Raw genomic sequence first — 21,103 nt, forward strand, 5'->3', positions numbered from 1 at the left:
CTCCCCGCCTTTCAGCGCTCCACCCGGTGCCCGCCGTCGTCCGGCACCCGTTCCAGGTGGATCAGGGCGCTCGCCCAGTCGCCGCCCGGCAGGTCCAGGTCCAGCCCGTACTCCGTGAGCACCGTGGAGTGGTGCACCGCGCCCGTTCCCGTGTCCCGGAGGCGGACGCCCGGCGGCAGCCCGCGCAGCCGGAGCGGCACCCGCGGTGCGCCGTGCCGGGGGCTGGCGCCGAAGGCGAGCACCACCGTCTCGCCGCCGTCCGCCGCCACGTACTGCACGGCCGACGGGCCGTCGCCGTACGGGGCGCCGATCCGGTACTGGTCGCCGTGCTGCACCAGGTGCCGGATCTCCTTGTAGCGGGCCACCAGTGCGGCGGCCTCGGACAGCTCCGCCTCGCTCCAGCGGGTGAGGTCGCCGCCGAGGCCGAGCAGCCCGGCCATCGCCGCGTGGAAGCGGAAGCGCAGCGGCACGGACAGCCGGGTGAGCTGGTTGGGCACGTCGGTCACCCAGGCGGACATCACCCGCGCCGGGTAGACCTGGCTGAAGCCCCGCTGGATGCCCAGCCGGTCCACGGCGTCGGTGTTGTCGGACGTCCACGCCTGGTCGGTGCGGGCCAGGATGCCCAGGTCGACCCGGCCGCCGCCCCCGCTGCAGGTCTCGATCCGCAGGTGCGGGTGCGCCTCCCGGAGCCGGTCGAGCACGCCGTACAGGTGGTGGACGTAACGGGTCCACAGCCGGTCGTTGCCGTCGTCCGGCCCGGACCAGCCGGACTCGCCGAACGCGCGGTTCATGTCCCACTTGAGGAAGTCCACGCGGTGCTCGGCGACCAGCCGGGTGAGCCGGCCGAAGGCCCAGTCGGCGACGTCCTGCCGGGCGAAGTTCAGCACCAGCTGGTTGCGCAGCTCGGTGCGCGGGCGGCCCGGCAGGTGCAGCACCCAGTCGGGGTGCGCCCGGTACAGGTCGCTGTCCGGGTTGACCATCTCCGGCTCCACCCAGAGGCCGAACCGCATGCCGAGCCGGTGCACCGCGTCGGACAACGGCCCGAGCCCGTGGGGGAACCGGTCCGGCGCCGGCGTCCAGTCGCCCAGGCCCGCCCGGTCGCTGCGGCGGGCGCCGAACCAGCCGTCGTCCACGACGAACAGCTCCACGCCCAGCCGGGCGGCCCGCTCGGCGAGCGCCAGTTGACCCGCCTCGTCCACGTCGAAGCCGGTGGCCTCCCAGGAGTTGTAGAGCACCGGCGCCGTCTCGTCGGCGTGCCGCAGCACATGGGAGCGGACGTACGCGTGCCAGGCCCGGCTCGCCCCGCCGAAACCGCCGTCGGTGAACAGCCCGGCCAGCACCGGCGTGGCGAACTCCTCGCCCGGCCCGAGCGGCACGCGCGTCCCCTCGTGGCCGGCCCCGCCGGTCAGGCCCGCCCGCCCGTCCGGCGTGCGCTGCACGGTGATCCGCCAACTGCCGCTCCACGCCAGCGCCGTGCTCCACACCCGGCCCCGGTCCTCGTCGGCGGTGCCGTCGTCGAGCATGGTCCAGGGGTTGGCGTGGTGGCTGGTGATGCCGCGCCGGCTGGTCAGCACGGTCTCCCCGTGCGGCAGCGGCTCCCGGCGCAGCCGGGTCTCCGCCGACCACTGGCCGGTGACATGGCTCAGCCGGTAGTCCGGCAGCGGCGGCAGCGTCCACGCCGCGGAGTCGGCGCGCAGCAGGTCCACGCGCTCCTCGCCGTCGTTGCGCAGCACGGTCCAGCGTTCGATCACGTCCGTGTCCGCGCGGACCCGGTAGTGCAGCGCGACCGAGAGGGGGACCAGCCGGTCGCGGAACTCCAGGACCAGCTCCTCGCGGCCGGGGACGGAGTCGTCCACCCGGTGTCCCACGGGCTCCCACTCGAAGGCCCGGGAGCCGTCCGCGTACCGCACCTGGAGCGAGGGCGGCCCGTAGCGGGTGCCGCCGTCCACCGGCAGCTCCTCGCCCACGGCCGGCCGGCCCTCGAAGCTGTTCGACGGCTCCGCGAACGGCGCCGCGAGCGCGTCCGCCTCCTGCGGGGTGAGGCGGGGCCCCCACGCCACGTGACAGGGGGCGCCGGTCCCGTCGATCCGCAGCGCGTACGAGGTGCGCGGGGTGGTCAGCAGCCAGACCCCGGTGTCCGGGGAGCGGGTGATGAGCGGCATGGGGCCTCACGATCGGGGTCAGAGGATTGCACCGCACACCCAAACGTGGCCTTCGATCACGTGTCAAGAGGGCTCTGACTCTTGGATTTCCAAGGCAGACCAGCGCACTTCGCTACCTTCGAAAGAAAGGAGCCTTCTTTCATTGACAACGGAAAATAAGGCCCCTAGGTTCCCGGCCATGCAGTCGACCCCGCCCGCCGAGACGTTCCCGGCCCACACCCCGGCGGCCTCCCAGATCTTCACCGCCGTCCTGGCGCACGGCCCGCTCACCCGGATGGAGGCGGCCCGGCGGACGGGCCTGTCCCCGGCGGCGGTCACCAAGGCCGTACGACCGCTGATCGAGGCCGGCTATCTGGTGGAGGACACCGGCGCCGAGGTCCGCCCGGCTCTCGGCCGCCCGGCCAGCCCGGTCCGGGTCGACGGGGGACGGGCGCTGTTCATCGGTCTGAAGGTGACCGGTGACGAGATCATCGGCGTGCTCACCGACCTGTGCTGCCGCATCCGTGCCGCCCGGCGCGTCCCGCTGGCCGGCCGCGCGCCGTACGAGGTCCTCGCGGCCGCCGCGGACCTCGTACGGGAACTGCTCACCGAGGCCGAGGGCTTCGGCGTACGGGTCCTCGGGATCGGTGCCGCGGTCGCCGGGGACGTCGACCGCGACGCGGGCACGGTGCGCTACTCGCCCTTCCTGGACTGGCACGACGTACCGCTCGCCGAGCTCGCCGGGGCGGCGAGCGGGCTGCCGGTCACCGTCGACAACGACGTCCGCGCCCTGACCGTGGCCGAGCAGTGGTTCGGCGACGGTGTGGGCCTGTCCGACTTCGCCGTCGTCACCGTGGGCGCCGGCATCGGCTGCGGTCTCGTGGTGCACGGCCGGGTCGTCTCCGGCGCGCACGGCGTCGCGGGGGAGATCGGCCATGTCCCGGTCGACCCGGACGGCCCGCCCTGCCACTGCGGCGACCGCGGCTGCCTGGAGGCCGTGGCCTCCGACGCGGCGATCACCGCCCGGGTCCGCGAGGTCACCGGCGTCCCGGTCGCCGACGCCGCCGAGGCCCTCGCCCTGGCCCGTCAGGGCGACGCGGGGGCCCGCTCCGTCTACGCCCGGGCGGGGGAGGCCATCGGGCGGGGGATCGCCACCGTCGCCAACCTGCTCGGCCCGCAGCGCGTGGTCATCTCCGGCGAAGGGCTGGCCGCGTACGACCTCTTCGCCGGGCAGATCCGCGACGCCTTCGCCGCGGCCGCCTTCGGCTCCGCCGCCCGCTGCGAGATCCGTACCCGCCCGCTGCCGTTCGAGGAGTGGGCCCGGGGGGCCGCCGCCACGGCCATCCAGTCCTTCGTCGGCCGCTGACGCCGCCCGCCGGGGACCGGGAGGTGAACGGCCGATGAAGGCATCCGGCAGGCGGTGCCGGGCCGGACGCCTGCCGCTAATCTCACCATGGGTCACGAAGACATCACAGGTGACGAGGACACCGGATCGCGCACACCGCCTCGCGAGGACCGTCCCGCCGGCGAGGAGGGTGCCGACGAGTTTCTGGGAGGCGACGCTGAACACCACGACGCTCCACCCTGGAAGACCGCACCCGAAGGGGACCCGGCTGCGCGGGCTGTGCGTCCTGGCCCTGCTCGCCGCTCTCCTGGGCCCCGCCCCGTCGGCGGCCCAGGCCAGACCGCCCCGCCACGACGTCGTCACCTGGGCGGCCAGCGCCTTCCGCCTGGGCACGGGCGTGCCCGGCCGCGCCTACCGACTGGTGGTGCACACCAGCGTCGGCGGCGACCGGATGCGCGTACGGCTCTCCAACGCCTTCGGCGACCGGCCGCTGACCTTCGACAGCGTGTACGCCGGAGTCCAGCGGCAGGGCGCCGCCCTGGTCCCCGGCAGCAACCGCCGGCTCACCTTCGACGGCCGCACCACCGTGACGATCCCGCCCGGCGGCATCGTGTACAGCGACCCGCTCCCCGGCCGGGTCCGCGCCCGCACCGACCTGGTCGTCAGCCTGCACAGCCCCGACGCGGCAGGCCCCGCCACCGGACACCGGCTGGCCATGCAGACCTCGTACCTCACCCGGGGCGACCACACCGCCGACGAGACCGCCGCCCCCTGGACGACGACCACCACGTCCTGGTTCTACCTGGACGCCGTCACCGTCCGCACCCCCGCCCGCACCGGCGCGGTGGTGGCGCTCGGCGACTCCATCACGGACGGCTGGGAGTCCACCACGGACCTCAACCGCCGCTGGCCCGACCAGCTCTCCCGCCGCCTCCAGCACTCCCGCGCCACGACCGTCCGCGGCGTGGCCAACGCGGGCATCTCCGCCAACAAGGTGCTCGCCGACGGCGCCTCGCCGAGCGCCCTCAACCGCCTCGACCGCGACGTGCTCTCCCACCCGGGCGTCCGCACGGTCCTGGTGTTCGAGGGCGTCAACGACCTCAAGGCCCGCACCGGCGTCACGGCCCAGGACCTGATCGACGGCTACCGGGAGATCGCCGACCGCGTCCACGCCGCCGGCCACTGCGTGGTCGGCGCCACGATCGCGCCGTTCAAGGGCTGGCCCGAATGGGACCCGGCGGCCGAGGCGGTGCGCCAGGAGGTCAACGCCTTCATCCGCACCGGCGGGCTGTTCGACGCCGTGGCCGACTTCGACCGGGCGGTGCGCAGCCCCGACGACCCCGAGAGCATCCGGCCCGCCTACGACAACGGCGACCACCTGCACTTCACCGACGCGGGCATGCGGGCGATGGCCGACGAGGTCCGCCTGAAGGACCTGGAGTGCGCCTCGGGCCCGGGGCGGTGACGTCGCCCGGCCCCCCGCGCACGCCCGGTGCGACCCGGTGTCCGGCGCACCGGGCGCGACCGGAACAATGCGGGTCCCGGCACGGTTCCCCCTGAGGAACGTCGCAGCACACCTGGGAGAAGGGCGACACACACGATGACAAGGACCGAGGAGAAGGCGCTGCTCGCGGGCGGATGCTTCTGGGGCATGCAGGAGCTGATCCGCACGCTGCCGGGCGTGCTGAGCACCCGGGTGGGGTACAGCGGCGGCGACGTCCCCGACGCGACCTACCGCGACCACGGCACGCACGCCGAGTCGATCGAGATCACCTACGACCCGGCGGTCACCGACTACCGGACGATCCTGGAGTACTTCTTCCAGATCCACGACCCGACGACGAAGAACCGCCAGGGCAACGACATCGGCATGAGCTACCGCTCCGCGATCTTCTACTACGACGACGAGCAGAAGCGCGTCGCCGAGGACACGATCGCCGACGTCGACGCGTCCGGACTGTGGCCGGGCAAGGTGGTCACCGAGGTGACCCCCGCCGGACCCTTCTGGGAGGCCGAGCCGGAGCACCAGGACTACCTGCAGCGCTACCCGGACGGCTACACCTGCCACTTCCCGCGCCCCGACTGGCGCCTGCCCAAGCGCGCGGCGTCCTGAGCCGGCGCCGGCACACGACAGGGGGCGCGCTCGCACGGTGAGCGCGCCCCCTGTGTCGTGCGCGAGGTGACCTCCGGTCAGGAGACGCCCGCGGTCGGCTCCCGGAAGGTACGGCCCGCGTCCCGCACCCGGGGCGGCCACGGCACCGGCGCGCGCCGCCGTCGCGGCACCGGCCGGCACCTCTGGTGGCCGGCCGCACGACAACGCCCCGTCGCCGGCGCCGTACCCGCTCAGGAGACGCCCGCGGTCGGCTCCCGGAAGGTACGGCCCGCGTCCCGCACCCGGGGCGACCACGGCACCGGCGCGCGCCGCCGTCGCGGCACCGGCCGGCACCTCTGGTGGCCGGCCGCACGACAACGCCCCGTCGCCGGCGCCGTACCCGCGCCCCTGCTCGCCGCGGGCGTGGGCGGCGCCCCCCGCGGCCCTGCGCGCCGCGCTCGGGCGGGTGCGGCGGGGAGGGCCGCCGGGGGAGCCCCCCGCCGCCCGCCGCCCGGCAGGGAGGTCAGCCGAACTGGCCGGGCTGGTAGTCGCCCGCGGGCTGCTGGTTGATGACGTTGATCCGGTTGTAGGCGTTGATGATCGCGATCAGCGAGATCAGCGCGGCCAGCTGGTCCTCGTCGTAGTGCTCGGCGGCCTTCGCCCACGCCTCGTCGCTCACCCCGCCGGCCGCGTCCGCGATCCGGGTGCCCTGCTCGGCCAGTTCGAGAGCGGCGCGCTCCGCCTCGGTGAAGACGGTGGCCTCGCGCCAGGCGGCGACCAGGTGGAGACGCGGCTGGGTCTCGCCCGCGGCGGCGGCGTCCTTGGTGTGCATGTCGGTGCAGAAGCCGCAGCCGTTGATCTGGCTGGCGCGGATCTTCACCAGCTCCTGGGTGGCGTGCGGCAGGCCGGAGTCCGTCACCGCCTTGCCCGCCGAGTTGATGTGCCGCAGCACCTTGCCGGCGACGGGGTGGGCGAAGAAGTCGATACGCGCGTTCATGTGCTCTCCGTGGTCGGTCCGCCGTTACGGTGTCGCTTCACTGACGGAACGGCCGCGCGATGTGTGACGACCCCGCGTGTGTGACCTACGTCTCACCCTTCGGCGTCCCTGTACGGCACGCCGTCCGGCGGGCACCGGACCTGCCGATAACCTTTCCGGGTGGACGGGGAGCGGGGTGCCGGGTGAGTGAGCGTCGGGAACGCGACTGGACGGCGATGACGCCCGGAGACTTCGACCGCGAGGCCCCGTTGTGCCTCGGCGTGGGCACCGGTCCCGTCGTCGTCCCCGCCGAGCCGGACGAGTACGGCACCGAGCCGCTCTTCGGCGACGAGGTCCCGGCGCGCCGTCCGGCCTCGCGCCGCACCCCGCGCCGCGCCTCCCCGGACGGACGGCAGGAACCGCTGTTCTGACCCCGCACCGGCTCCCGCGCCACCTCCGGGGCGAGGCGGCGTGAAATCGATGTGCCTTGAAACCGATGTGAGGGGTACGCGGCGGGAGCGGTCGGATCACCGGGAGACAAGGCGCGCGGGGACCCGGACGGCGCGACCCGGGGCCACTCCATCGGCGGGCGCCCCCCGTGCGGAGCCACGAGCCGTGAGGCGTCGGCCGAGGCCGGCGTCCCTCTCGCACCTCGCGTCCCCGAGGCCAACCGCGGTCGGCAAGTGAAGCACGGCCACCCCGTCGTGGCCGGTCCGAAGCGGAGGAGCATTCATCCATGAGCGAGGCCAACCCCGTACGGCGGGTCGCCAAGAAGGTCACCGAGAGCCTTCAGGGCGGCGGTTCGGCCCCCGCCGACGGCATCCCCGGCCGTCCGGCCCCCGAACCGCCCACCGTGGAGCAGCCGGTGGAGCCCCGTGAACCGCTGCCGCCCAAGCCGGACCAGAGCGGCCCGGCCACCGTCTCGCCCACCGGCAGCCCCACCGGGGCCGACCAGGAGCGGATGGCCCAGTCGGGCGGCCACCTGACGAACGCGCAGGGCGCCCGGCTGCACGACACCGACCACTCGCTCAAGGCGGGCCCGCGCGGCCCGGTCCTGCTCCAGGACCATCATCTGCGCGAGAAGCTCATGCACTTCGACCACGAGCGCATCCCGGAGCGCGTGGTCCACGCCCGCGGCGCCGGCGCGCACGGCGTCTTCCGGAGTTACGGCACGGCGTCCTCCGTGACCAAGGCCGGGTTCCTCGCCCCGGACGTCGAGACGCCGGTCTTCGTGCGCTTCTCCACGGTGGTCGGCTCGCGCGGCTCCGCCGACACCGTGCGCGACACCCGCGGCTTCGCGACGAAGTTCTACACCAGCGAGGGCGTCTTCGACCTGGTCGGCAACAACATCCCGGTCTTCTTCATCCAGGACGCCATCAAGTTCCCCGACGTCGTCCACGCCGCCAAGCCGCACCCCGACCGGGAGATCCCGCAGGCCCAGAGCGCCCACGACACCTTCTGGGACTTCGTCTCGCTGCACACCGAGGCCACCCACCACACCATCTTCTTCATGGGCGACCGCGGCATCCCGCGCTCGTACCGGATGATGGAGGGCTTCGGCGTCCACACCTTCCGCCTGGTCGACGCGGAGGGGAAGACCACGCTGGTGAAGTTCCACTGGAAGCCGAAACTGGGCGTGCACTCCCTGGTGTGGGACGAGGCGCAGCTCATCAACGGCAACGACCCCGACTTCCACCGCCGGGACCTCGCCGACGCCATCGAGGCGGGCGCGTACCCGCAGTGGGAGCTGGGCATCCAGACGTTCCCCGACACCCCGGACCAGACGTTCGAGGGCATCGACCTGCTGGACCCGACGAACATCGTGCCGGAGGAGCTGGCCCCGGTGCAGCCGATCGGGCTGATGACGCTCAACCGCAACCCGTCGAACTTCTTCGCCGAGACCGAGCAGGTCGCCTTCCACGTCGGCCACCTCGTGCCCGGCATCGACGTCACCGACGACCCGCTGCTCGCGGGCCGGCTGTTCTCCTACCTCGACACCCAGATCACCCGGCTAGGCGGTCCCAACTTCCCGCAGCTGCCCATCAACCGGCCGCACGCGCCCGTCAACGACATGCTGCGCGACGGCATGCACCAGACGGCCGTGCACCGGGGCGTGGCGCCCTACCAGCCCAATTCCCTCGACGGCGGCTGCCCGTTCACCGCGGGCGCGGACATGGGCGCCTACGTCGAGACGCCGGTGACCGTCCCCGAGGGGCGGAAGGTGCGCGAGGCCCCGGAGTCGTTCGCCGACCACTTCAGCCAGCCCCGCCGTTTCTGGCTGAGCATGAGCCCGGTGGAGCGCGAGCACATCATCGGCGCGTACACCTTCGAGCTGGGCAGGTGCTACGAGGAGGCGATCAGGAAGCGCACCCTCCAGGTGCTGGCCAACATCGACCCCGAGCTGTGCTCCCGCGTCGCCGACGGTCTCGGCCTGCCCGCGCCGGAGCCGACGGTACCGCTCGCCGACGTCGAGCCGAGCCCGGCACTGTCGCAGGTCGGCGGGGTCTGGCCGGTCGACGGCCGCGTCATCGGCATCCTCACCGGCCCCGGCGGCGACCTCGACGGGGTGCACGCGGTCCGCGACGCCGTGCTGGAGGGAGGCATGATCCCGCTGGTCGTCGCGCCGACCGGCGGCACGGTGGGCACGGGCGACCAGGCCCTGACGGCGCAGCGCAGCCACGTCACCGCGCGGTCGGTCGAGTTCGACGCGGTACTGCTGGCGGGGCCGCCGGCGCCGGGTCCGGACGCGCCCGGCGCGACGGACGGCAAGGGGGCGCCGGGCGCCCCGCCGGCCGCACCGGACCCGCGGGTCGCGCAGCTCCTCCAGGAGGCGTTCCGGCACGGCAAGGCGATCGGCGCGTGGGCGGGCGGCGAGGCCGCCCTGGAGGCGGCGGGCGTGCCCACCGACGCTCCCGGCATCGTGATCACCGACTCCGGCCCGGCGGCCCTGACCGCCGTCCGCGAACTGCTCGCCTCCCACCGCGTATGGGAACGCTTCACCCCGAGCCCGTGACCGCCGAGGCGGCGCCGCCCCCGAGCTCGTCGTGAGCGTCACGCCCTTCAGGGGCGTGGGGAACTGCGCGCTCGGCGCGCACGGTGCCGTGCCCGCCGATGCGGGCGTCGGCCCCGGGCTCGACGGCGGCGGACCCCGGCGGGCACAGCCGTACAGTGGAAGTGACGGCCGTGTCCGCCGGGCGCGGCCCGCGGGCCCGCGGACCGCGCCCGCCCCCCCACCGGAAGCCGGACCGACCATGCGCCACCAGCCCTCCCCGTCCCACGGCTCCCAGGAGCCCCTCTTCGGCATCGACGCGATGCCGCAGGCGGAGTCGGCGGAACCGGCCTCCTCGCCGGCCCCCTCACCGACGTCCTCCGCCTTCCGGGACTCACCGCAGGCCCGCCGGCTGCTGGCGGTCAAGGAGATCCACGCCGAACCGGCCGCGGCCGCGTCCCCCCGGGGCAGGCAGATCCTGGCCCGCTTCCCCGAGGCGCGGCTCATCGAGGTGGCCTCCCACTGGCGCATCCCCGAGCTGCACGGCAACGAGGGCAGCGCCGACCGCTGGATGCGGATCAAACGCGAGACCCTCGTGCTGGGCGTGCGGAAGAAGCTCACCACCCGCCCCAACGGCCGCTCCGCCGACTGGATCGCCCCCGGCCCCTCCAACGGCTGCGCCCTGTCCTGCGTGTACTGCTACGTGCCCCGCCGCAAGGGCTTCGCCAACCCGATCACGCTGTTCACCAACATCGACGCGATCGTCGCCCACCTCGGCCGCCACGTCGCCGCGCAGGGGCCGAAGACGGAACCGAACCAGTGCGACCCGAAGGCGTGGGTGTACGACATCGGGGAGAACGGCGACTCCTCGGTCGACGCCCTGGTCTGCGACAACACCGCCGACCTGATCCGCGCCTTCCGCGACTGGCCCACCGCGAAGGCGTCCTTCGCCACCAAGTTCGTCAACCCGGACCTGCTGGAGCTGGACCCGCGCGGCCGCACCCGCATCCGCTTCTCGGTGATGCCGGCCGACGACTCCCGACTGCTGGACCTGCGCACCAGCCCGGTGGACCGGCGGATCGCCGCCGCCGCGGACTTCCTCGACGCGGGCTACGAGGTGCACTTCAACCTCTCGCCCGTCGTCGTCCGCCCCGGCTGGCAGGCCGCGTGGGACGAACTGCTGCGCCACATGGACGACGTCCTGCCGGAGCGGGTCAAGCGCCAGGCGCTGGCCGAGGTCATCATGCTCACCCACAACGCGGACCTGCACGAGGTCAACCTCCGCTGGCACCCGCGCGGCGAGGACGTGCTGTGGCAGCCCGCCGCCCAGGAGACCAAGCGCTCCCAGAACGGCGCCCTGAACCTCCGCTACCACGCGGGCGTCAAACGCCAGGCCCTTGCCGAACTGCGTGGCCTCGTCCAGCGCCGCACCCCGTGGCTGGGCGTCCGGTACGCCTTCTGAGCCGCCGCCAGGCCACCCCGGGGCGACGTGGGTCACCCCGCGACAACGGAGATTAAGGGTAGGCTAACCTTGCCTCGTGATTCCTGGTGAAGAGGCGTCCTCGGGCCTGAGAGGGCATGAACTGGCGGCCACCGGCGTGACCGTGGCGTACGACGGCACGGACGTCGTGCACGACGCGGACCTGACGCTGCGGCCCGGTGAGGTGACCGCGCTCGTCGGGCCCAACGGCAGCGGCAAGTCGACCCTGCTGCGCACCGTCGCCCGGCTGCAGCGGCCCCGGCACGCGGCCCTCACGATCGACACCGCCACCGACGCGCTCGCGCTCAGTCCCCGGGAGTTCGCCCGCCGCGTCGCCCTGCTGCTGCAGAGCCGGCCCACGCCGAGCGGGCTGAGCGTGCGGGACGTCGTGGACTTCGGCCGCTACCCGCACCGCGGCCGCTGGGGCGGCACCGACCCGGGCGGCCGGGCCGCCGTCGACCGTGCCCTCGCCCTCACCGGCGTCACCGAACTCGCCGACCGCGGCGCCGAACACCTCTCCGGCGGACAGCTCCAGCGCGTCTGGCTGGCCGGCTGCCTCGCCCAGGAGACCGGCGTCCTGCTCCTCGACGAGCCCACCACCTACCTCGACCTGCGCTACCAGGTCGAACTCCTCGACCTCGTGCGCGACCTGGCCGACGACCAGGGCATCGCCGTCGGGGTCGTACTGCACGACCTCGACCAGGCGGCCGCCGTCGCCGACCGCGTCGTGCTCCTGTCGGCCGGACGCGTCGTCGCCGAAGGAGCACCCGAGGACGTCCTCACCCCCGAGCGGCTGACCGAGGTCTACGGCATCCGCATCGAGGTCGACACCGACCCCCTCACCGGCCGTCTGCGCACCCGCGCCATCGGCCGCCACCACACCCGCACCGAAAGGCTCCGCACCCCCTCATGAGACGCCTCCTGCGCACCGCGCCCCTGGCCGCCGCCGCTGCCCTGCTGCTCGCCGCCTGCGGCACCACCGAACCCGCGGCCGACCACGAGCCCAAGGCGTCGGCCGAGCCCATCACCCTCACCGACGCGTCGGGCGCGAAGGTGGAACTCGACGGCCCCGCGAAGAAGGTCGTCGGCACCGAGTGGAACGTCGTCGAGCACCTGATATCGCTCGGCGTGGAGCCGGTCGGCGTGGCCGACGTCAAGGGCTACAAGACCTGGAACAGCGCCGTACCGCTCACCAACGACGCCAAGGACATCGGCACCCGTGGCGAGCCCAGCGTGGACGCCATCGCCGCGCTGAACCCCGACCTCATCGTCGCCACCACCGACCTCCAGCCGAACGCCGTCAAGCAGCTGCGGAAGATCGCCCCGGTCCTCGAGGTGAAGTCCGCCGACGCCGCCGACCCGGTCGGGCAGATGCTGGAGAACCTCGACCTCATCGCCGAGGCCACCGGCACCACCGAGCAGGCCGCCGGCCTGAAGAAGGGCTTCGACGCCAAGCTCGCCGAGGGCGCCGAGGCCCTCGAGGACGCCGGCCTCAAGGGCGCCGGGATCGCCTTCGCCGACGGCTACGTCATCTCCAACCAGGTCTCCGTGCGCCCCTACACCTCCGGCTCGCTCGTCGGCAGCGTCAACGAGCGGCTCGGCCTGAAGAACGCCTGGAAGCTGAAGGGCGACGAGGCGTACGGTCTCGCCTCCACCGACGTCGAGGGCCTGACCGGCCTCGGCAAGGTCCAGTTCGTCTACATCGGCAACGAGCAGGACGCCGCCAGCGACCCGTTCGCCAACGAGCTGAAGGACAACTCGGTGTGGAAGTCGCTGCCGTTCGTGAAGTCCGGTGACGTGCACCGGCTGGACGACGGCACCTGGATGTTCGGCGGCACCGGCTCGATGGAGCGCTACGTCGACTCCCTCGTCGCGGCGCTGACGAAGTAGCGCGATGGCCGTCACCGCCACCCCTCCCACCGTCCGCCCGGAGACGGTTCCGTCCCGGGCGGGCGCGGCCGCGGTGACGACCGCGCTCGTGCTCCTGGTCGCCGCCCTCGCCGTCGTCGACATCACCCAGGGCACGGCCGCGGTCGGCCCGGCCGAGGTGCTCAAGGCCCTCACCGGCCGGGCCGACCCGGACGACGCGTCCGTCGTCATCGCCTCGCGGCTGCCCCGGATGGCCGCCGGACTGCTCGTGGGCGCCGCCCTCGGCATCGCGGGTCTCGCCCTGCAGGCCGTCAGCCGCAACGTCCTGGCCTCCCCGGACACCCTCGCCGTCAACGCGGGCTCCTACTTCGCCCTCGGCGTCGCCGCCGTCACCGGCCTCTCGCTGCCGCTGCTCGCCTCCTCGGCCGTCGCCTTCGCCGGCGGTCTCGCCGCGGCGGCCGTCGTCCTCGGCCTGTCGGGGCTCGGCGCGGGCACCGTACGGCTCGTCCTGGCGGGCACCGCGCTCACGCTCGGCCTCACGGCCGTCACCGAGGGGCTGCTCCTGCTGTTCCCGGAGGAGACCGAGGGCCTCTACCAGTGGAACCAGGGCAGCATCGCCCAGAACGGTTTCGGCGGCGTGCTGCAGACGCTGCCCGTCGTCGTGGCCGGCGTCGCCGGACTGCTCCTCGTCGCGCGGCGGGTCGACGCCCTCGCGCTCGGCGACGACACCGCGCGCGGCCTGGGCGTGCCGGTGCGGGCCACCCGTGTCACGGCGGTCGTGCTGGCGACGCTGCTGTCCGCCGCGGCCGTCACCCTCGCCGGCCCGGTCGGCTTCGTCGGCCTGTGCGCCCCGGCGCTCGCCCGCCCCCTCGCCCGCTGGGTCCGCGGCCTGCGGCGGCTGCGCGTGGGCGCGCCGGTCACCGGTCTCGTCGGCGCCGCGCTGGTGCTCGGCGCGGACGTGCTGCTGCGCGCGCTGATCGACGCGGACACCGCGGTCGCGGTGCCCACGGGCGTGGTCACCAGCTTCGTGGGGGCGGCGTTCCTGGTGGTGATGGCGGCCCGGCTGCGCGACACGGGCGGTGCCGCCGCGGCCGACAGGCTGAGCATCCGCAGCCGCACGGTCTTCGTCGTCACGCTCGTGGTGCTGGTGCTCGCCCTGGCCGGCGTCGTCGTCGCGGGGCTGCTGCTCGGCGACCACAAGCTGCTGCTGGGCGACGTGGTCAACTGGGTGCAGGGCAGGGCGGGCCGGACGGTCTCCTTCGTCCTGGACACCCGCGTCCCGCGGGTGCTCGCCGCGCTCCTCGCCGGCGCCGCCCTCGCGCTGGCCGGCACGCTCGTCCAGGCCGTCACCCGCAACCCCCTCGCCGAACCCGCCGTCCTCGGCGTCTCCGGCGGTGGCGCGCTCGGCGCGGTCGTCCTCGTGACCACCGTTCCGGTCGCCGGGGGGTGGAGCGTCTCCGCGGCGGCCTTCGCCGGGTCGGCCCTCACCGCGGTCCTCGTGTTCGGACTCGCGGCACGCGGGGGGTTCCAGCAGAACCGGCTGGTCCTCGTCGGCATCGGCGTGGCGTCGGGGGCCACCGCCGTGATCAGCCTGCTGATCGTGCTCACGGATCCCTTCAACGCCACCAAGGCCCTCACCTGGCTGTCGGGCTCCACCTACGGCCGGGGCCTGCCCGACGTGCTGCCCCTCGCGGCGGTGCTCGCCGTCGGCGTGACGGTGGCGGGCGTCCGGCACCGGGAACTCGACCTGGTCTCCCTGGACGAGGACACCCCGAGGCTCCTCGGCCTCGACCTCACGCGGGGCCGGCTCGGCTTCCTCGTGATCGGCGTGCTGCTCACCGCGACCGCCGTGGCCGCCGCGGGCACCATCGGCTTCGTCGGTCTGGTGGCCCCGCACGCCGCGCGCGCTCTGGTCGGCCGTCGGCACACCCGGGTGCTGCCGGTCGCCGTGCTGCTGGGCGCCGTCCTCGTGTGCACGGCGGACCTGCTGGGCCGCACGGTCATCGCCCCGGCGCAGCTGGGCGCCGGCCTGATGACGGCCGTGATCGGCACGCCGTACTTCCTCTACGTGCTGGTGCGCGCCCGCCGTTAGGGGGCGCGGGACGTCACCGCGGGGCTCACGGCGGGGAGTCGGCCTCCCGGCCGCGGGGCCCGCGGCCGTTCCCCGGCGGGTGACGGTCAGCCGAGGGCCTTCACGGCCTGGTAGGAGGCCCAGGCGGTGCTGTCCGCAGGCGGTCCTGACGGGCACCGCGGTAGCCGGTGCAGACGCGCTTGAGGTCCTCGTGGAAGGCGCTGCCGCGCGGCCGGGTCCGGCCTTCCGGTACGGGGCCCGGCCGCCGGCACGTCGTCCCGCACGGTCGGACGAGGGTCCGCGTGGGTGAACCCGTACCGCCGGCGCGTCCCGTCGTCCGGGTGTACGGCGCCCGGCCGCCACCGCCGGGTGGCCGGGCCGTCACCGCTGCCGATGACGAGGTCCGTGCCGTTGCCCGCGGGGGCGAGCGCCTTGCCGCTCCGTACGCCGGCCGGCGTACGGGTGCGGCCCTTGCGCGGTGGTGGGGCGTCCGGCGCGACCCCGAAGAAGCCTCGACCAGGGACGACGTCACCGGCCGGGCGGGCACGGTGGACGCGGCGGACCGGCCGGCTGCCCGCGCCGGCCGGGGGAGGAGGACCCCCGGAACGACGCGGGCCGTTCCGGGGGTGCGCCCGCCGGTCAGGAGACGGGCTGTCGCAGGACGGCGACGGCGCGCGGGCCGAGGGTGAGGGAGCCGTCGGCGTCGGTGTCGCCGAGCAGCACCTCACCGTCGAGGCCGGGCACCGGGACGGTGCCGTCGGTGCGGTTCACCAGGAACAGGAAGCGGCCCCCGGGTCCCCGGCGCACCACCGGCTCGACCGATCCCCGGGCCCCGGCGGGCAGTTCGCTCTCCACACCGGCCGGTTCCAGCAGCCTCGGCAGCAGCGACACCAGGCCGTCCACGCCGAGCCGCGTGGAGACGTACGCGGCGGTGCCGCGGCCCGTGGGGCGCCGGGTGACGGCGGGCCGGCCGGCCTGCTCGCCGGTGCGGTAGCGGACGAGGACCTCCGTGTCGTCGGCGGTCACCGTGATCCGGTCCGTCCACAGCGTGCCGGTGGTGGCGTCGTCCAGCTCCACGCCGTCCCCGGCGAGCAGCGGCCCGAACTCCTCCACCCGGATGCCCAGCAGGTCCCGCAGGGCGCCCGGGTAGCCGCCGAGCCACACGTGGTCGTGCTCGTCGACGACGCCGGAGAAGTACGTCGTGACCAGGTGGCCGCCCTGCTCGGTGTACCGGGTGAGGGTCTCGGCCAGACCCGCGGGCACCACGTGCAGCACGGGCGCGATCAGCACCTGGTGGCGCTGGAGGTCCGAGCGGGTGGTGACGAGGTCGGCGCGGATGCCGAGGCGGAGCAGCGCCGAGTACCAGTCGAGGGCCTCCTGCCGGTACCGCAGCAGGGCGGTGGGGTGCGAGTCCTGCTCGCTGGCCCACCAGGAGTCCCAGTCGTAGACGATGCCGACCTTCGCGGGCTCCCGCTCGCTGCCGGCCACCGGGGCCAGTCTCTTCAGCGTGGCGCCGAGTTCGGCCACCGCGCGGAACAGGTCGCTGTCCGCGCCGGCGTGCGGCACCATCGCCGAGTGGTACTTCTCGGCGCCGGCCGCCGACTGCCGCCACTGGAAGAAGCAGACCGCGTCCGCGCCGTGCGCCACGTGCAGCAGGGAGTCGCGGGCCAGCTCGCCGGGGCGCTTGGCCACGTTCACCGGCTGCCAGTTGACGGCGCTGGTGGAGTGCTCCATCAGGAACCACGGCCGGCCGCCGGAGATGCCGCTGGTGAGGTTGGCGGAGAAGGACAGCTCGTCGCGGTCCTGCGGGCCGGGGTGCACGTAGTGGTCGTTGGAGACGAAGTCGATCTCCTCCGCCCAGTCCGCGTAGTCCATGCCCTTGGTGTCGCCCATCACCATGAAGTTGGTGGTGACCGGCACGTCCGGGGTGATCTCCCGCAGCAGGTCCCGCTCGGCGCGCAGGTGGTCCTTCAGCGCGTCCGACGAGAAGCGCTTGAAGTCGAGCTGCTGCGTCGGGTTGGGGTGCGAGGCGGCCAGCCGCGGCGGCAGGATCTGCTCCCAGGCGGAGTAGCGCTGCGACCAGAACGCGGTGCCCCAGGCGTCGTTGAGCGCGTCCAGCGTGCGGTACCGCTCGCGCAGCCACTCCCGGAAGGCGCGGGCCGCGTCGTCGGAGTAGTCGTACACGTTGTGGCAGCCCAGCTCGTTGCTGACGTGCCAGGCGACCAGCGCCGGGTGGTCCTTGTACCGCTCGGCGAGCGTGCGGACCAGGCGCAGCGCGTGCTCGCGGAAGACGGGGGAGGTGGGCCGCCAGTGCTGGCGGGCGCCCGGCCACAGGGTCTCGCCGGTCGCGGTGACCGGCAGCACCTCCGGGTGGGCGGTGGTCAGCCACGGCGGCGGGGAGGCGGTCGCGGTGGCCAGGTCGACGCCGACGCCGCCCTCGTGCAGCAGGTCGAGCACCTCGTCCAGCCAGCCGAAGTCCCAGGTGTCCGCCGTCGGCTGGAGCCGGGCCCAGGAGAAGATCCCGACGGACACGACGTTGACGCCGGCCTCCCGCATCAGCCGGACGTCCTCCTCCCACACGGAGCGGGGCCACTGCTCCGGGTTGTAGTCGGCGCCGAAGAGGAGACGGGGGGCGGTGTCACCGTCCGGCCCGCCGCTGCGGGACAGGAGGGTGGAGATCATGGTGGTCCTTCCGGTGGGCGCGTCGGGGGCGGCGCGCGGCGTGGTGCGCGCCGCCCCGCGGGTGGTGCGTGTCGCTACTTCTCGACGGTGAAGCCCTGCTCCTCGCCGTACTTCACCGAGGCGTCCTGCCAGGCCTTCAGGCCGTCCTCCAGCCGGGTGCCGGAGATGTAGGCCTTGCCGACGGTGTCGTTGAAGATCGAGTTGGCGTACGCCTGGAAGGGCAGGTACGACCAGTCGTCGGCGACGTTCGCGGCGGAGGCGGCGAAGATCTCGTTGGCCTTCTGGCCGCCGAAGTACGGGAACTCCTTGCCGAGGAACCCGGCGGACTCCAGCTCCGCCCGGGTGGCGGGGAAGGCGCCCTCGGAGACGCGGGAGGCGACGCCCTCACCGGAGTTGGCGTACTCCACGAAGGCGTAGGCCAGTTCCTTGTTCTCGGCGAGTGCCGGCACGGTCAGCGCGCTGCCGCCGTTCTCCGCGGCGGCCTTGTCGCCCTCGGTCCACGCGGGCAGCGGGGCCACGCGCCACTGGCCGGAGGCGTTCGGCACGCCGGACTCGAAGTTGGCGGGCATCCAGGCGCCGGTGGCCAGGGTGGCGATGGTGCCGTCGCCGAGTCCCTTGTACCAGTCGTCGGTCCAGCTGGTGACGGGCGCGAGCAGCTTCTCGTCGATCAGCTTCTGCCACACCTCGGTGAACTTCTTGGCGTTCGCGTCACCGAAGTCGATCTTCACGTTGGTGCCGTCGACCTTGTAGGGCCGCGAACCGGCCTGCCACAGCAGGCTGGTGGTGAAGCCGGCGTCGCCGGTGTCGTTGGCGATGTAGGCCTTCGGGTCGGCCTTGTGCAGCGTGCGGGCCGCGTCCAGGTACTCGTCCCAGGTGGTCGGGACGGCGATCTCGTGCTTGTCGAAGACCTTCTTGTTGTAGAACAACGCCATCGGGCCGGAGTCCATCGGCAGGCCGTGGACCTTGTCGCCCTCGGTGACGGCGTTCCACGGGCCCGGGGTGTACGTGGAGGCCAGCTTGTCCGCGCCGAAGCCGGACAGGTCGGTCAGACCCTCGGTGAGGGCGTACTGGCCGATCGAGAAGTACTCGAGCTGGGCGACGTCCGGGACGCCCTTGCCGGCGGATATCGCGTTCGACAGCGCGGTGTAGTGCTTGTCGCCGGAACGCTCGCTCACCAGATTGATCTTGACCTTGGGGTGCTTCTTCTGGAAGTCGGCGGCGACCGTCTTCAGCGTGGGCTCCCACGACCAGACGGTGACCGTGCCGCCCTTGTCCAGGGCCGCCTGGATGTCCTCGGCGGAGACCGGCCCGGTGCCGGCGCCGTCGTCCGAACCGCCGCAGGCGGTGGCGCCCAGGGCGAGGGAGGTCACGAGGGCGATGCCGCCCAGCAGGCGGCTGGTCCTTCTGCGCATGAGTGTGGATCCACTTCTTCGTGGGTGGGACAGGGAGGGGAGGGGGCAAAGGGGCGTGGGGTCAGGGGCGGCCCGGGGGCCGCGGGGTCACTCCTTGACGCTCCCGGCGGCGAGACCCGACTGCCAGTACTTCTGCAGCAGCAGGAACGCGGCGACGAGCGGCACGATCGTGAGGAGGGAGCCGGTGATCACCAGGTTGAAGATCACCTCGCCGCCGACGGTCTCCGCCTGGGAGTTCCACGCGCTCAGGCCCAGGGTCAGGGGGTACCAGTCCGGGTCCTTGAGCATGATCAGCGGCAGGAAGTAGTTGTTCCAGGTGGCGACCGTGGTGAACAGCAGCACGGTCACGATGCCGGGGGCCAGCAGCGGGAGCGCGACCTGGAAGAAGGTGCGCGCCTCGCCCGCGCCGTCCATCCGGGCGGCCTCGAGAAGCTCGGCGGGGATCGCCTCGGTGGCGAAGACCCACATCAGGTAGAGGCCGAACGGCGACACCAGCGACGGGAGGACGACCGCCCACGGGGTGTCGGTCAGCCCCATCTTGCTGAACATCAGGAAGGTGGGGACGGCCAGTGCGGTGCCGGGCACGGCCACCGCGCCGATCACCGTGGCGAAGACGCCGCGCTTGCCGGGGAAGTCGAACTTCGCCAGCGCGTACCCGCCGAGCACCGCCAGCAGGGTCGCGCCGCCGGCGCCCAGCACCACGTACAGCAGGGTGTTCAGCAGCCAGCGGGTGAAGATGCCGTCGCCGTAGGTGAACGTGTCACGGATGTTCTCCCACAGGGCGAAGTCGTCCGCGAACCACAGGCCGCCCGAGTCCGCCAGACCCGCCTGCGTCTTCGTGGCGTTGACGACGAGCCAGATCAGCGGGACGACGGTGTAGAGGACGACCAGCGAGGTCAGCGCGGTCAGCAGCGTGCTGCGCCGGGGCCGGCCCGGCCGGTGCGCCTTGACGCGGCGCAGCCGCGGGGCGCTCTTCGCGCTGCCGGGAGCCGCGGCGGCGGGTGCGGGGGTGGTGACAGGAGGGGTCATCGGGTCACGCTCCCTTGCGCATGCCGCGAAGCTGCACGACGTAGGCGACCACCATGGTGATCAGGCCCATGATGATGGCCACGGTCGCGGAGTAGTTGTGCTGCTGGCCGCTGAAGGACAGCGAGTACGTGTAGAAGTTCGGCGTGTAGTCCGTCGTGATGGCGTTGCGCGCCAGCGGACGCAGGATGCTCGGCTCGTTGAAGAGCTGGAAGCTGCCGATGACGGAGAAGATCGTCGCGATCACCAGCGCGCCGCGGATGGCGGGCAGCTTGATCGCGGTGATCACCCGCCACTGGCTCGCGCCGTCGATCTCCGCCGCCTCGTACAGGGAGTGCGGGACGACCCGCAGCGCCGAGTAGAAGATCAGCATGTTGTAGCCGACGAACTCCCACGTCACGATGTTGCCGATGGAGGCCAGCATCAGGTCGGCGGAGAGCGGGTCGGGCAGCGACCAGCCGAAGGCGGAGTTGACGTCCCCGACCAGGCCGTACTTGGTGCCGTACATGAAGCCCCACATCAGGGTGGCGACCACGGCGGGCACCGCGTACGGCAGGAAGATCGTGATGCGGAAGAAGCTCGTGCCGTAGAGCCGTCCGCTGTCCAGCGCGAGCGCCACCAGCAGGGCGATGCCCAGCATGAGGGGCACCTGGATCACGAGGAACAGCGTCACCCGGCCCAGCGACGCCCAGAACAGCTCGTCCTCGAGCGCCTGCCGGTAGTTCTCCAGACCGACGAACGTGGTGCCGCCGATGAGCTGGTCGCGGAAGAGGCTGAGATAGACCGAGTAGGCGATCGGTGCGAGGAAGACCAGGGCGAACACGGCCGCGAACGGGCCGATGAACCCCCAGCCCTTCCATGAGCGCCGGTCCCGTCTCACCGGAGGCGGGGCCGGCCGCGGCTCTGCGGCCGCTGGCGGTTGCAGCGTCGTCATGTCGTTCCTCGCTGTTCGGCGTTCCGGTCACCAGCGGCTCGGCACCCGGCACGGAGCCGGGCGGCAGGTCGCCCGGTCGGATGTTT

At 73.5% G+C, this 21,103-nt stretch carries 15 protein-coding genes; 9 read left to right on the forward strand and 6 right to left on the reverse strand.

The window, feature by feature from the left end:
* Positions 1 to 11: 11 nt before the first annotated feature.
* Positions 12 to 2,162 carry an alpha-galactosidase gene (locus ACWH4W_RS20725; RefSeq protein ID WP_473077202.1) on the reverse strand — a complete coding sequence of 717 codons (2,151 nt, stop codon included), beginning with the start codon at positions 2,160 to 2,162 and terminating at the stop codon, positions 12 to 14.
* A gap of 178 nt (positions 2,163 to 2,340) precedes the next feature.
* On the opposite strand from ACWH4W_RS20725, the gene ACWH4W_RS20730 reads away from it, so the two are divergent.
* The 3 genes from ACWH4W_RS20730 (at position 2,341) to msrA (ending at position 5,599) form a co-directional block, all read left to right on the forward strand.
* On the forward strand, positions 2,341 to 3,507 hold the full coding sequence (locus ACWH4W_RS20730; protein WP_473077203.1) for an ROK family protein: 1,167 nt from the start codon (positions 2,341 to 2,343) through the stop codon (positions 3,505 to 3,507).
* 286 nt (positions 3,508 to 3,793) lie between these two features.
* Positions 3,794 to 4,951: an SGNH/GDSL hydrolase family protein gene (locus ACWH4W_RS20735; RefSeq protein WP_473077555.1), complete on the forward strand. Its 1,158-nt coding sequence runs from the start codon at positions 3,794 to 3,796 to the stop codon at positions 4,949 to 4,951.
* Positions 4,952 to 5,086: 135 nt separating this feature from the next.
* Positions 5,087 to 5,599: a peptide-methionine (S)-S-oxide reductase MsrA gene (gene msrA / locus ACWH4W_RS20740; RefSeq protein ID WP_473077204.1), complete on the forward strand. Its 513-nt coding sequence runs from the start codon at positions 5,087 to 5,089 to the stop codon at positions 5,597 to 5,599.
* Between the two features lie 502 nt (positions 5,600 to 6,101).
* Here msrA and ACWH4W_RS20745 read toward each other — a convergent pair.
* On the reverse strand, positions 6,102 to 6,575 hold the full coding sequence (locus ACWH4W_RS20745; protein ID WP_473077205.1) for a carboxymuconolactone decarboxylase family protein: 474 nt from the start codon (positions 6,573 to 6,575) through the stop codon (positions 6,102 to 6,104).
* A gap of 182 nt (positions 6,576 to 6,757) precedes the next feature.
* On the opposite strand from ACWH4W_RS20745, the gene ACWH4W_RS20750 reads away from it, so the two are divergent.
* The 6 genes from ACWH4W_RS20750 (at position 6,758) to ACWH4W_RS20775 (ending at position 14,984) form a co-directional block, all read left to right on the forward strand.
* Positions 6,758 to 6,985: a hypothetical protein gene (locus tag ACWH4W_RS20750; protein ID WP_473077206.1), complete on the forward strand. Its 228-nt coding sequence runs from the start codon at positions 6,758 to 6,760 to the stop codon at positions 6,983 to 6,985.
* A gap of 305 nt (positions 6,986 to 7,290) precedes the next feature.
* Entirely contained in the window at positions 7,291 to 9,567 is a 2,277-nt protein-coding gene (locus ACWH4W_RS20755; protein WP_473077207.1) for a catalase, read from the forward strand.
* Positions 9,568 to 9,805: 238 nt separating this feature from the next.
* Positions 9,806 to 11,005: a spore photoproduct lyase family protein gene (locus tag ACWH4W_RS20760; protein WP_473077208.1), complete on the forward strand. Its 1,200-nt coding sequence runs from the start codon at positions 9,806 to 9,808 to the stop codon at positions 11,003 to 11,005.
* Positions 11,006 to 11,081: 76 nt separating this feature from the next.
* Positions 11,082 to 11,936: an ABC transporter ATP-binding protein gene (locus ACWH4W_RS20765; RefSeq protein WP_473077209.1), complete on the forward strand. Its 855-nt coding sequence runs from the start codon at positions 11,082 to 11,084 to the stop codon at positions 11,934 to 11,936.
* On the forward strand, positions 11,933 to 12,913 hold the full coding sequence (locus ACWH4W_RS20770; RefSeq protein ID WP_473077210.1) for an ABC transporter substrate-binding protein: 981 nt from the start codon (positions 11,933 to 11,935) through the stop codon (positions 12,911 to 12,913). Before ACWH4W_RS20765 ends, ACWH4W_RS20770 begins: the two co-directional genes overlap by 4 nt.
* 4 nt (positions 12,914 to 12,917) lie before the next feature.
* Positions 12,918 to 14,984, forward strand: coding sequence for an iron ABC transporter permease (locus ACWH4W_RS20775; protein ID WP_473077211.1), 2,067 nt, complete (start codon positions 12,918 to 12,920; stop codon positions 14,982 to 14,984).
* A gap of 618 nt (positions 14,985 to 15,602) precedes the next feature.
* On the opposite strand, the gene ACWH4W_RS20780 is transcribed toward ACWH4W_RS20775, so the two are convergent.
* From ACWH4W_RS20780 to ACWH4W_RS20795, 4 genes are all read right to left on the reverse strand, one after another.
* Entirely contained in the window at positions 15,603 to 17,645 is a 2,043-nt protein-coding gene (locus ACWH4W_RS20780; RefSeq protein ID WP_473077212.1) for a beta-galactosidase, read from the reverse strand.
* A 74-nt stretch (positions 17,646 to 17,719) separates the two neighbouring features.
* Positions 17,720 to 19,057, reverse strand: a complete 1,338-nt coding sequence (locus ACWH4W_RS20785; RefSeq protein WP_473077213.1) for an ABC transporter substrate-binding protein — start codon at positions 19,055 to 19,057, stop codon at positions 17,720 to 17,722.
* Between the two features lie 87 nt (positions 19,058 to 19,144).
* Complete coding sequence (locus ACWH4W_RS20790) at positions 19,145 to 20,086, reverse strand: carbohydrate ABC transporter permease (protein ID WP_473077214.1); 942 nt, start codon at positions 20,084 to 20,086, stop codon at positions 19,145 to 19,147.
* 4 nt (positions 20,087 to 20,090) lie between these two features.
* Complete coding sequence (locus ACWH4W_RS20795) at positions 20,091 to 21,017, reverse strand: carbohydrate ABC transporter permease (RefSeq protein WP_106410996.1); 927 nt, start codon at positions 21,015 to 21,017, stop codon at positions 20,091 to 20,093.
* Between the last annotated feature and the right edge of the window lie 86 nt (positions 21,018 to 21,103).

The sequence above is a fragment of the Streptomyces sp. DSM 120436 genome (assembly GCF_055778765.1).